At 73.8% G+C, this 12,592-nt stretch carries 8 protein-coding genes; 2 read left to right on the top strand and 6 right to left on the bottom strand.

Annotation, left to right across the window (positions count from 1 at the left end; translation table 11 throughout):
* The 3 genes from ACZ4NB_RS30215 to ACZ4NB_RS30205 all read right to left on the bottom strand — a co-directional run.
* Positions 1-2,944 (bottom strand): WXG100-like domain-containing protein (locus ACZ4NB_RS30215; RefSeq protein WP_467666225.1); only part of this gene is annotated, 2,944 nt, incomplete at its 3' end.
* 62 nt (positions 2,945-3,006) lie between these two features.
* Positions 3,007-3,375 carry a WXG100 family type VII secretion target gene (locus ACZ4NB_RS30210; protein ID WP_467666224.1) on the bottom strand — a complete coding sequence of 123 codons (369 nt, stop codon included), beginning with the start codon at positions 3,373-3,375 and terminating at the stop codon, positions 3,007-3,009.
* 241 nt (positions 3,376-3,616) lie between these two features.
* Complete coding sequence (locus tag ACZ4NB_RS30205) at positions 3,617-5,338, bottom strand: PucR family transcriptional regulator ligand-binding domain-containing protein (RefSeq protein WP_467666223.1); 1,722 nt, start codon at positions 5,336-5,338, stop codon at positions 3,617-3,619.
* Positions 5,339-5,536: 198 nt separating this feature from the next.
* Between ACZ4NB_RS30205 and ACZ4NB_RS30200 the strand changes: the two genes are divergently transcribed.
* Positions 5,537-7,027 carry a sodium:solute symporter family protein gene (locus tag ACZ4NB_RS30200; RefSeq protein ID WP_467666222.1) on the top strand — a complete coding sequence of 497 codons (1,491 nt, stop codon included), beginning with the start codon at positions 5,537-5,539 and terminating at the stop codon, positions 7,025-7,027.
* Between the two features lie 72 nt (positions 7,028-7,099).
* Positions 7,100-8,773: a thiamine pyrophosphate-binding protein gene (locus tag ACZ4NB_RS30195; RefSeq protein ID WP_467666221.1), complete on the top strand. Its 1,674-nt coding sequence runs from the start codon at positions 7,100-7,102 to the stop codon at positions 8,771-8,773.
* Between the two features lie 3 nt (positions 8,774-8,776).
* Here the strand turns inward: ACZ4NB_RS30195 and ACZ4NB_RS30190 are convergent, their stop codons facing one another.
* The 3 genes from ACZ4NB_RS30190 to ACZ4NB_RS30180 are packed head-to-tail and all read right to left on the bottom strand — an operon-like array spanning position 8,777 to position 12,532.
* The gene (locus ACZ4NB_RS30190; protein WP_467666220.1) at positions 8,777-9,478 is read right to left on the bottom strand and encodes a TetR/AcrR family transcriptional regulator; all 702 of its coding nucleotides are present in this window, start codon (positions 9,476-9,478) and stop codon (positions 8,777-8,779) included.
* Complete coding sequence (locus tag ACZ4NB_RS30185) at positions 9,475-11,766, bottom strand: YhgE/Pip family protein (RefSeq protein ID WP_467666219.1); 2,292 nt, start codon at positions 11,764-11,766, stop codon at positions 9,475-9,477. The genes ACZ4NB_RS30190 and ACZ4NB_RS30185 overlap by 4 nt, the downstream gene beginning before the upstream one ends.
* Positions 11,738-12,532, bottom strand: a complete 795-nt coding sequence (locus ACZ4NB_RS30180; RefSeq protein ID WP_467666218.1) for an ATP-binding cassette domain-containing protein — start codon at positions 12,530-12,532, stop codon at positions 11,738-11,740. The genes ACZ4NB_RS30185 and ACZ4NB_RS30180 overlap by 29 nt, the downstream gene beginning before the upstream one ends.
* Positions 12,533-12,592: the final 60 nt, after the last annotated feature.

Here is a 12,592-nt window from a genome sequence, read left to right as displayed (position 1 = left end):
TCTTGGGGATGGAGTTCTCGACGTGCTGCTGGTGCTCGTCGGTGGGGCCTTCGAGGCCGCCGGGGCGTTCGCGGTTGCGGGTCTCGGAAGCGGGCAGGTGCTCCTGGGACGGGTCGTGCGCCGGGCCGTCGTTCCGCGCGTGGTCCTGCTCGTCGGTGCGGTGGGAGTCGTCGTTCCGGCCGGTGGTGTCGTCCCGGTCGGTGGTGTCGTTCCGGCCGGTGTGGTCGTCCCGGTCGGGCCCGTCGTGCCCCTCGGGGCGGTCGGTGGTGCCCGGGCGGTTCGTGGTGTCGGGGCGGTCCGTGCCGTTGGGGCGGTCGTCCGTCCGCGGCGGGGTCCGCGGCGCGGTCTGTGCGCTCTGCTGCTGCGGGTCCTGGGTGCGCGGGTCCTGCGTGCGCGGGTCGGGACGGCCGGGGGCTGCTTCCGGCCGGCGCGGGTCGGGGCGCGTGGTGTCGGGGCGTGCGTGGTCCGGGCGGGGAGGGGCCCCGGCAGGGCGCTGCCCGGGCGAGCCGGGGCGACCGCCGGACGGGGACTGCGAGCCGTCCGGGCGGCGGGGGCCATCGAGGCGCGGGTCGTACGCCGGGCGGTCCGGGCGCCGCTGCTGTGTGATGTCGTGGACGGCCTGGGAACCGTCGGGGCGACGGTTGCCCGGCGCGGACGGACCGCCGCTGCCGGGCGTACCACCGCGCGGGGGGCCGGCGTTGGGCGTCGCCGGACCGCCCTGCGCGGGCACGGCGGTGGGCATGCCCATCATCGGTCCGGCGGTCTGCGGGCTGCCCTGGGGCGAGTGCTGGGGCGAGTGCTGGGGCGTGGACGGGGTGCTGCTGCTCGGGTCCGCCGTGTGCTGGGGCGGCGGGGGCGCGGTGAGGGTGTCCGCGGACTGGGTGGTGACGGTGGTGTCGTCGTCGGCCGCGTGCGGCATCGGGTCGCCGGGCGAGGGGTCGCGCTGGCCGACCGGCGGGGCGGAGGAGCCGTGCTGCACCGGGGCGCCCTGGGACGGCACGCTCATGTGCGGGGTGGCGGGACGCCCGCCGCCCGCTCCGTTGGAGGAGTCGTCCCTCTGGGAGGAGCCGTTGCCGTGCCCGCTGCCGTCACCGTAGGACGAACTGTCGGTGTTGCCGGGCGGGTTGCCGGCCACGGGGCCGGGCGTGGACGGCGACTGGTGCGAGGACTGGTCGCCGTCCGGCTGGGGACCGGCGTCGGGCGCGGGGGAGTGGTGCTGCCCGGGCGCGGGCTGGCTCGGCGAGGACTGCGGGTCCGGGGTCGGGCCTGAGTCGTGGGCGGGGCCGGGGGACGGCGTCGACCCGGAGTCGTGCGTCGGGGCGGCGTCCGGGTGCGCGGACGGGCCGGAGGACGGCGTCGGACCCACGTCGTGCGACGGGCCGGAGGACGGCGTCGAGCCCGCGTCGTGGGACGGTCCCGCGTCGTGGGACGGCCCGGTCGCCGCGGAGTCGGCGTGCGGGCGGCCGGAGTCCGAGGTGTTGTCGGGAGTGGGCTGGGTGCTCACCGGGTCCGGGCGGGCGGAGTCCGGGGTGCTGTCCGGGGGCGGGTCGGTGCTCACGGCGTCGGGGCGGGCCGAGTCCGGGGTGTGGTCCGGGGCCGGTTGGGTGCTCGCCGAGTCCGGGCGGGCGCCGCCCGAGTCCGGGGTGGGGCCCGCGTCCGGAGCGTGCCCGGAGTCGGGGGCCGCGGAGCCGTACGGGTTGTGGTTGTTGCCGCCCGTGTAGCCCTCGTCGAAGGCGGTGCGCTGGTCCGGGGGCGGAAGCGGCTGCGCCTGGGGGGTGGTGCGGTTGCCGTCCGGGCCGGGAGCCGAGCCGCCGGAGGGGGCGTGGCCGTTGCCGTTGCCGCTGTCCGGGCCGGGGCCGCTGTCGGGGCCGGGTCCGCTGGACGGGCTGTTGTCGCTCATCGGGCGGGGCGCGTGGGACGGGCCGGAGGAGTTGCCGCCGCTGTCCGAGCCGCTTCCGGAACCGGTCGAGTCACCGGACCCTGATTCGGACCCGGACCCCGACCCTGATCCGGACGAACCGCTGCCGGAGCCGGGCCCGGACCCCGACCCCGAGGAGCCGCTCCCGCTCCCGCTCCCGCTACCGCTCCCGTTTCCGCTCTCGCTGCCGGAACCGGACGTGCTCTCGCTCCCCGAGCCTGCGCTCTCGTGCGAACCGCCGCTGTCGCCGCTGTCGCCGCCGTCCTCGCCGCCGCCGCGGCCCGCGGCGTGATCCAGTCCGCTGCGGGCGTGTTGGCCCGCCCTGGACCCCGCGCCGTCGCGCAGCGCTTCGGTGAAGGTCTGGCCGGAGTTCTTGGCCGCCTCGATCCCCGCATCCGCGCCCGCCTTCGCGCTGCGGCCGACGTCGAAGCCCTGCTGGGCCCCGAAGTTCATGTTCATGCCCTGGGCGATGGCGTCCGAGGCCATGGCCTCCAGTGCGGAGACGGCGGGCTCCTTGAGGGTCTCCATGATCGCCTCAACGAGCGCTTCCCGCGCCTCCTTGAGGATGCGCCGCACGATGAGGCGGGTGGCTTGCGTGGCACCCGCCGCGCCGATTTCCGACAGGCCGAAGGTGAAGGGTGCGGCCGCCTGGGCAGCGATGATCTCCGCGGCGAGGATCGCCAACTGGGCGATCACCGCGACCTTCATCCCGATGATGACCCCCGAACCGGCGTCCATTCCGATGGCGATGAGCTCGGAGGCGGTGCGGGCGTCGTCGAGGTAACCGGAGCCGTTGCCGGAGAACTTCTCCCAGGTCTTGTCGAAGCCGTCGATGCTGTCGCCGGAGTTGGCGGAGAGTACGTTGCCGGCGGCGGAGACGCCCTCGGACTGTAACTGCTCGACCGCGCGCGCGAAGTCCCGCCATTTGTCGGCGGACTCCTGCATCTTGTCCTCGTCGCCGGTCGGCCAGTCGAAGCCGAGCATCTCAAGGACCCATTCGAGCCAGTCCGGCAGCATGAGCGACATGGCGGGATCCCCCCGTTAGGACGGCATGGCGGTGGCAGGCGCACTGAGCAGCGGTCGGTGCGTCAGACGTTGGGTGATTTGAGGGCGGAGATCCGCTGGCCCTCCGCCTCGGCGTTGGCGACGTGCTGCTTCATCATGGAGTCGTTGAAGTCCTCGTTGGCCTGGTGGTTGTCGGCCATCGTGTTCAGGGCGCCGCCGATCTCCTGGAGCTTGGCGGCCAGGTGCCCCATCGACTCGTACATGCCGTCGCGCAGGCCCTCGTAGACCACTCCGAACTTCTCGCCGATCTCGTCGTCCCCCCAGGGCGGGGTGTCCTGGCCCTCCAGGCCGGTGAGCGCGTTCTTGAGCTTCTCGACCTCGGACTGGTAGCGCCGGCCGATGCCGGTGAAGTCCTTGCCGCCGGACTTCAGTGACGGAATGTCTGCCTGCAAGCCATCTCCGGCCATGGGGCACCCCGTTCCGCGTGGTTGTCTTGGGTGGCGACATGTGCTTTGGCGAGTCTAGACGCGAAGGGCGGTATCTCCTCAAGGCGTGGACTGTCACAACGCTGTCACCGACGCGGATACGGGGTTCGGGTGAGGGATGGCGTACTCCCTTGCGTCACAGCTACTGTGACGGTCCGTCAGGCCGCAGTGAGGAGCCCCCCTGGTCCGCCGGGGAGGGTTCCCGCCCTCACCTCCGCGCGGGGTCCCGGTCCAGGGAGCGCAGGGCGAACCACAGCTCCATACGGACGTCGGCGTCGTCCAGGTCCGCGTCCAGGAGCGTGCCGATGCGGGCGATGCGCTGGCGGACGGTGTTGCGGTGGATGCCCAGCGCGGTCGCCGTACGGTCCCAACTCCCGTGAAGTGAAATCCAGTGGTGCAAGGTGTCGAGGAGGGGCGGGGAGTCGGACAGGGGGGCCAGGAGGGCCCGGGCGTGCTGTCGGGCGTCGCCTGGGGCGACGAGGGAGGCGAGGCCGTGCGGGTCCGGGGCGCGGTGCCGGACGAGCGCGGTGCGGCGGGCCAGGGCGCGGCGCAGGGCGATGGCGGCGTGCCGGTCGGCGGCCGGCAGCTCCTCGACCGGTACGGGCTCGCTGACGCCGAGCGTCCAGCCGGGCTGCGCGGCGATCTCGTGGCCGGCGGGGACCAGGGCGCGCAGCGCGCTCGGGGCGGGAACGGCGGTGCCAGGTGTGGGGTGCGGGGTGCCGGGCGCGGTGGCCGCAAGGGCAGGGGCGGTGGGCGCGGTGGCAGGGGTGGTGGCCGCGATGGCAGGGGTGGTGGCCGTGAGGCCGTCGTCGGGGCGCACCCCGTCGGACGCCGGCGCCTCCTCGGCGCCAGGGGCCGGGGCGACCAGCGCGGTGCCGAGCGCGGCCGCCAGTGACGCCGCCGTCTCCGTCGTCTCCCGGCGGCGCTCGGCATGGACGACGGTCCACCGGGGGTGGCCGAGGAGCGGGGCGACATCGGCCGGGCGGGCGCCGAGGAGCAGGTGCACCAGGGCCGCGGAGTGCTCGGCCCCGGCCGGGCCGCGGTCGGCGGTGGGTCCGGTGATCAGCGAGAGCAGTACGGCGGCGACGCCCGCGATGGTGTAGGCGGGCGGATCGTGCGGGTCCGCGGCGACCACGAGGGCCGGCGCCTGCGGGCCGGCGGTGCGCCCCGTCAGGGCGTACGCGGACAGCTGGGTACCGGGCAGCGCGTCGGTGGCCGAGGACGGTCCGCCGGCGCCGACGACCTGCGCGAGCCGGGCGGCCGCGGCGCGTACGGCACCGCCGGGGCGGGGGCCGGCCGCGCCGTGCTCCGTGCCGTCCGGTGCCAGCAGCGCGGTCCAGCCGCGGACATGGCGGGCCAGGGCGCGCAGCACGGCGCCGGCCGGCTCCGGGCGGGCGGCGGCCGTGGCCAGGGCGCGCTGCGCCGCGCTGAGCCGGGTCAGCTCGCGGTGCCGGGCCTCCGTCACGGCCTGCCAGACGGCGCTCTCCACGGCGGTGAACGGCGTGCCCGCCGGGACCTCCACCAGCGGCAGACCGTGCCGGTCGCAGGCCGCCACCAGGGCGGGCGGGACGGTGTCGTGCACCGGCGCGATCCCGAACCCGAGGGCCGCGGCGCCGGCCGCGACCGTACGGGCCGCATAGCCGTCGAGATAGGCGTCCCGCGCCCGGGTGCCCCCGCTCACCTCCGTCAGATGCACCCCCGCCGTCAGCAGCATCTCGCCGCCCAGGAGGTAGGGCACCGGGTCCGCCATCTCCGAGGTGTGCACCCAGTGGATCGCGACGCCCTCGCGGGGACCGGCGATCTGGCGCAGGCCCAGGTCCGTCCGCGCCAGGAGATCCGCCAGCGGGACCGGTGGGGTGGACGGTGGCGTGGCCGGCGGTGTGGACGGCGCGGTGGCCGGCGGAGGCGTCGGGTGCGGGGTGTGCGACATGTGCGAACCATCCACGTCATAGGGCGGCGAGTGGAGGAAACGTACACTTCAGCGTCGTCTTCCCGCCTCCTAGGGTCAACCCCCAGACGCGGCGCCCGCCCGGGACCCCCGCCCGCCGGGCGCCCGTCTCTCCCCCGCAGAGCCCACCCCCCCGGTTCGCACCCCCTCTCCCCTCGGCGCAGTTGGAAGGGATGGCCCATGGCTGTCGACTACGCGGTGATCGTGCTCTACCTGGCCGGAATGCTCGCCATGGGCTGGTGGGGGATGCGGCGTGCCAAATCCAAGAGCGAGTTCCTGGTGGCGGGGCGGCGCCTCGGCCCCGCGATGTACTCGGGAACCATGGCGGCGATCGTGCTCGGCGGCGCCTCCACCATCGGCGGGGTCGGCCTCGGCTACCAGTACGGCCTCTCCGGTGCCTGGATGGTCTTCACCATCGGACTCGGGCTGCTGGCACTGAGCGTCTTCTTCTCGGCCCGGATCGCCCGGCTGAAGGTCTACACGGTCTCCGAGATGCTGGACCTGCGCTACGGCGGCTCCGCCGGGCTGATCTCCGGCATCGTGATGTGGGCGTACACGCTGATGCTGGCGGTCACCTCGACCATCGCCTACGCGACCATCTTCGATGTGCTCTTCGGCCTGGACCGGTCGCTGTCGATCGTCCTCGGCGGGGCGATCGTGGTCGCCTACTCGACGCTCGGCGGCATGTGGTCGATCACCCTCACCGACATGGTCCAGTTCGTCGTCAAGACGATCGGTGTGCTGCTGCTCCTGTTGCCGATCGCCGTCGTCAAGGCGGGCGGCTTCGCCGCGATGAAGGCGCAGCTGCCGGACGACTACTTCGCGCCGCTGGGCATCGGCGGGCAGACGGTCTTCACCTACGTGCTGATCTACTCCTTCGGCATGCTGATCGGGCAGGACATCTGGCAGCGGGTGTTCACCGCGCGCAGCGACAAGGTGGCGCGCCTGGGCGGCACCGCGGCCGGGACGTACTGCCTGGCGTACGCGCTCGCCGGTGCGGTCATCGGCACCGCGGCCAAGGTGCTCCACCCGCATCTGGGCAGCCCGGACGACGCGTTCGCGACGATCGTCAAGGACGCGCTGCCGATGGGCGTGCGCGGGCTGGTGCTGGCCGCGGCGCTGTCCGCGGTGATGTCCACGTCCTCGGGGGCGCTGATCGCCTGTGCCACGGTCGCCCACAACGACATCTGGGCCCGGTTGCGGGGCGCGGTGCGCAAGGGGGCCGCGGGCGAGGAGGCGCACGAGTCGGCGCACGACGAGGTGCGCGGCAACCGGCTGTTCATCCTCGTGATGGGCGTCGCGGTCATCGGCATCGCGATCGGTCTGAACGACGTCGTCGCGGCGCTCACCGTCGCCTACAACCTGCTGGTCGGCGGGCTGCTGGTGCCGATTCTGGGCGGGCTGCTGTGGAAGCGCGGCACGGCGGCGGGCGCGCTCGCCTCGGTCGCGGTGGGCGGCCTGGCCGTCGTCGGCCTGATGGTCTCCTTCGGCGTCCTGGCCAACGAGCCGATCTACTACGGGCTGATCGCCTCCCTCGTGGCCTATGTGGCGGTGAGCCTGGCCACCAGGCCCACGGACGCCGCGGTACTGGCCGCCTGGCGCGAGCGGCTGGCCGGGCGGACGGCCGCCACACCGAACACGCCGAGCACACCGAGCGCTTCCGGCGTGTGAGCACCGCACGGCGAACCACCACGACGAGGCGAACGAGCGCCAAGGCGCCACGAGACGGAGAGCCGACAGAAGATGAGCAGCACCCCAGCCACCCGCACCGGAGGCGACCTGGTCGTCGAGTCGCTGACCGCCCTCGGCGCGAGAACCGTCTTCGGCCTCCCCGGCCAGCACGCCCTCGGGGTGTTCGACGCGCTGCGCCGCTCCGCGCTGCGCTACGTGGGGCTGCGGGTGGAGAACAACGCGGGCTTCGCCGCCGACGCGTACGCCAGGACCACCCACGGCGTCGCGCCGCTGCTGGTCTCCACCGGGCCCGGCGCGCTGATGACGCTGCCCGCGCTCCAGGAGGCGGCCGCGGCATCGGCCGCCGTACTGGCCATCGGCAGTCAGGTGCCGCTGGCCGGCGTCGGCGGCGGCCGCCACGGCTATCTGCATGAACTCACCGACCAGAGCGCCTCGTTCCGGGGCGTGGTCAAGTCCGTCCACACGGTGCGCACCGCCTCGCAGATCCCGTCGGCGGTGGCCGCCGCCTGGGAGTCGGCCCTGAGCGCCCCGCACGGTCCGGTCTGGCTGGAGATCCCGCAGGACGTGCTGCTGGCCGAGGTGGACCTGCCGCCGGTGACCGGACTCGACGCCGTGCCGAAGGAGCCGGCGCCCCGCCCCGAGCTGATCGCGGCGGCGGCCGACCGGCTCACGCGGGCCCGGCGGCCGGTGATCCTGGCCGGCGGCGGGGTCGTACGGGCCGGGGCCGAGGCGGAGTTGCTGGCGCTCGCCGAGCGGTTGCGGGCGCCGGTGGCCACCACCTTCGGCGGCAAGGGCGCCTTCCCGTGGGAGCATCCGCTCTCCCTCCAGTCCTGGCTGGAGGACCGCCACACCACGTCCTTCCTGGAGGACGCGGACACCCTGCTGGTCGTCGGCTCCGGGCTGGGCGAACTCTCCTCGAACTACCACACGTTCCGGCCGCGCGGCCGCGTCGTGCAGATCGAGGCGGACCTCGGCAAGTTGGAGTCCAACCATGCCGCGCTGGGCATCCACGCGGACGCCCGGGCGGCCCTGGGCGCGCTGGTCGAGGAGGTGGCGGCACGCGGTGAAGCGGGCGCCGACGCGGCCCCGGACCCCGAGGCGTACGATCCCGAAGCCGCCGTCCGCGGCCTGCTCGCCCGCGTCCGCGACCGCCTCGCCGGTCAGGACCTCGACCTGGAGCAGCAGGTGCTGGCCGCGGTGCGGCAGGCGCTGCCGGACGGCGCGGTCAGCTGCTGGGACATGACGATCCTGGCGTACTGGGCCTGGTCGGCCTTCGATCCGCGGGCCACCAACGCGCTGCACTCCGCGCAGGGCGCCGGCGGCCTGGGCTACGGCTTCCCGGCGGCACTGGGCGTGGCCGCCGCGGACCCGGCACGGCCGGTGCTGGCGGTCTCCGGCGACGGCGGCGCGATGTACTCGATCGCCGAGCTGGCCACCGCCCGCCAGTACGACCTGCCGGTGACCTGGCTCATCGTGGACGACGGGGGCTACGGCATCCTGCGCGAGTACATGACCGACGCCTTCGGCGCGGCCACCGCCACCGAACTCGCCCGCCCGGACTTCGCGGCGCTCGCCGGCTCCTTCGGGGTCCCCGCGGTCACCACGAGCCCCGAGCGGCTGGCCGCGGACCTGTCGGCCGCGCTCGCGGCCCCCGGCCCGTCGGTGGTCGTACTCCCGGCCCGGCTGCGGATGTTCGCCCCGACGCACCTGACGGCCGGGGCCTGACCCCTAGGGGGTGGCTCCGGGGGTGTCGCCCCGGCCCTCCCGGGGCGGCCGTGCCCCCACCCGCCCCTGCACCAACCGTGCCAGGGACGCGTGCACCTCCTCGACCGACCGGTGCGGCTGGAAGGACAGCCAGTCCAGGGCGGCGACGAGGACCATGCCGAGGAGGGCGGAGGAGGTCAGCGGGATGTCGAGTTCGTCGGAGAGTTCGCCGGTGCGCACCGCGTCGCGCAGGACGGACTCGACGACGGTCAGCGCCCGGCCGCGTACCGACGCCACGGTGGCGCGCCAGCTGCGGTTGGTGCGCCACAGCTCGGCGACGTAGAGCTGGGTGAGGGCGGGGGAGCGGGCGATGAAGTCCAGGCCCGCGCGGATCATGGCGTCGAGCGCGTCGACCCGGGTGCCGCCGCGGTCCGCGGTGGAGTCGGCGGCGTGCTGGAGGGAGTCGGCGAGCTGGTCGAGGCCGTCGCGCAGCAGCTCCTCGTAGAGGACGTTCTTGCTGGCGAAGTTGTAGTAGACGGTGCCCTTGGCGACGCCCGCGCGGTCGGCGATCTCGTCGACGGTGGTGGCGGAGAAGCCCTGTTCGGCGATGAGGGTGACGGCGGCGTCGAAGAGCCGCCGGCGGGTGGCCGAGCGGCGGGCGGTGGGGGCGCCCCCCGGTGCGGTGCCGCGGACGGCACCGCACCGGGGGCCCGGGGGAAGGCTCACAGGCTGAGTTCCGGGTGCAGGTCCTTCATCCGTACGACCTGCCGGCCGCGCGCCGCCAGGGCGGTGAGCGCCAGCGCGCCGAGGGTGAAGGCGCCGAGGACCGCGCAGCCCTGCCAGACGACGGTGAGGTCGCCGCCGGTGATCAGGCGGCGCAGACCGTCGACGACGTAACTCATCGGCAGGAAGGGGTGGATGGCGGAGAAGAACCCGGGGCTGGTCTGCACCGGGTAGGTGCCGCCCGCCGACGTCAGCTGGAGCATCAGCACGACCAGGGTCAGCACCCGGCCGGCCGGGCCGAAGAACGCGCTCAGCAGCTGGATGATGGCCGTGAAGCAGGCCGTGGCCAGCAGCAGGAAGCCGATGGTGCCGGCCGAGCGGACCATCTCCAGGCCGAGGGCCCAGTGCAGTACGGCCATCAGGGCCAGCACCTGGACGACGCCGATGGCGAAGGCCGGCAGCCAGGAGCCGAGGGCGATCCGCCAGCCCGGGGCGCCCGCGGCCAGTGCGCGCTTGCCCAGCGGCTGGAGCAGCATGAACGCGACCATCGCGCCGACCCAGAGGGAGAGCGGGATGAAGTACGGCGCCAGGCCGGTGCCGTAGTTGGGCGCCTTGTGCAGGGACTTGGCGGCCAGCTCGACCGGGTCGGCCATCACCTCGGTGCGGGCGTCGCGGTCCTTCTTGTCGTAGTCGGGGATCTTGGAGACGCCGCTGTGCAGCCCGTCGGCCAGCTGGTTGGCGCCGTCCTTGAGCTTGTAGATGCCGCCGTCCAGCTTGACCACGCCGTCCTCGGCGTCGCCGATGCCGTCGTGCACCCGGCCGGCGCCGTCGGCGATCTTCCCTGCGCCGTCGGCCAGCTTCCCGCTGCCGTCGGCGAGTTTGCCGGTACCGTCCGCGAGCTTGCCCGTACCGTCGGCGATCCTGCCGCTGCCGTCGGCGAGTTTGCCGGTACCGTCCGCGAGCTGCTCGGCTCCCGCGGAGATCTTGTGCGCACCGTCGTTGAGCTGATTGATCTTGGCGACGGCGGTGTTCATGTCCCGCTGGGCGGTGGGAGCCTCCTGGGCGACCGTTGTGGCGAGCTTGTTCAGCTCCCGCAGCTTGCGCTGCATGTCCTTGATGGCCGAGGCGTTGTCGCTGACCGTGCCGTTGGCCTTCTCCACCGTGTCGGCGGTGCTGGCGAGCAAGTCGGCGTGGGCCTTCAGACGCAGGCAGTTGGCGGCGGGCGTAGCGCCTTCGCAGCTCTCCTTGTACACCGCGGCGGCGTCATCGGCGCTCCGGCGCGTCTGCGTGGCGGCCTTGGACATGTCGCCCGGCAGCCTGTCGAGAGCGTCCGCGATCTCCTGGGCGACGTCGGCGGCGATCTGCGCCTTCTCGCCCAGCTCCTTGCCGCGCCCGTCGATGAGCGGGTTCACCTTGCCGGCCAGCATGTTGGCCTTGTCGGCCAGCTCCTGGGTTCCGCCGGCCAGCTGGCCCATGCGCTTGCTGAGTTCCTGGACTCCGGAATTGGCCTTCCCGACGCCCTCGTCGAGGTCCTTGGCCCCCTTGTCGAGGTCCCTGGCCCCCTTGTCCACGGTCCCCGCGCCCTGGTTCAGCTCGCCCGCCTTGTCGTGCAGCGTGCCTGCACCCTTGCTGACATCACCCGAGCCCTTGTCCAGCTTCCCCAGGCCGTCCTTGAGCTTGCCGGTGGCGTCCTTCGCCGTCCCCAGCCCGTCGTCGACCTTCCCGGCTCCGTCGGCCGCCTCGGCCGTCTTGTCGTGCAGGTCGGAGAACGAGACGAAGATCTTGTCGAGCATGGCCCGGGACGACGTCGACGACGTCTTCGCGCGCAGCTCGGAGAAGACCGTCTTGGAGATCGAGCCCACGATGTAGCTGTTGGCGTCGTTCGTACGGACCTTGAGCGCGCCGGTCTGCGGATCGTCGCCGGAGCTGGAGGCGATCCGCTCGCTGAAGTTCGCCGGGACCGTCAGGGACAGGTAGTACGTACCGTCCTCGACGCCCTTGGCGGCGTCCGCGGCGCTGACCTCCTGCCAGTCGAAGGTCTTGCTGTCCTTGACCTTCTCGGCCAGGTCGTCGCCGGCGGTGAGCTTCTTGCCGTCGGCGGTGGCCCCCCGGTCGTCGTTGACCAGCGCCACCGGGATCTTGTCCAGGCGGGCGTAGGGGTCCCAGAAGGAGCAGAGGTACAGCGCCCCGTACAGCAGGGGGATCAGCATCAGGGCGACCAGCCCCAGCCGGGGCAGCTTTCCCCTGCCGAAGCGCCTGAGCTCAAGCGCGGCCAGTTTCGGCGAACGCATGCGCCGCTTCCTCCTCGGTGGTGTGTGCGGTGGCCGGGACGTCCTGGCCGGGTGCCGGGTCGGCGGGCGCCGCGGCGGCCGCGGGCGCGGTGCGGACGAGCAGTGCGTCCGCCGGTGCGTCGCTGCCGACGGCGACGACGGTGGTGCCGGACAGTGCGAGGTCCCGCAGCAGCTGCCAGGCCCGTTCGCGTTCGGCCGCGGAGAGCTTGAGGTCGACGTCGTCGACGGCCAGCAACCGCGGGCCGTGCATCACCGCGAGCGCGATCGACAGCCGCAGCGCCTCGATCCGCTCCAGGTCGCGGACGGCGGTCCCCAGGCCCTTGGGGAGCGTGCCGGCGTCGAGCCCGGCGGCCGTCAGCGCGGCGTCGATCCGGGCCCGGGTGGCGGCCTTGTGCTGCTTGCCCCAGGGGAGCGAGCCCTTCAGTCGCCGCCCCAACAGGGCCTGTTCCTTGAGGTGTTCGCCGACCGTGAGGGCCGGTTCGAGGTCGGCGACCCCCGTGACGTGGGCGATGGCGGTGCGGGCGCGCACCGTCCCCATCCGCTTGGGCAGCGGGAATCCGGCGACCGTCGCCGTGCCCGCGGTGATCCGCATCCGGCCGGTGAGGGCGAGCAGCAGGCAGGTACGCCCGGAGCCCGAGGGGCCCTGGACGGCGATCAGCGAGCCCGGGTCCGCGGCGATGTCGACGCCTTGGAAGGCCCACCCCCGTGGGCCCCGCACTCCGATTCCCCTGGCGCTGACCGCCGCCCCCTGGCGGGTGGTGTTCACAAACCCCTCCCCTTTTGATCTGACTGGTCAGTCTAAAAGTGTGCCGCAAGCGTGGCGCTT

The sequence above is a fragment of the Streptomyces sp. NPDC026575 genome, from assembly GCF_055567415.1.
The sequence above is the reverse complement of the archived record's forward strand: the minus strand, read 5'-3'. Positions and strand labels throughout refer to the sequence as shown.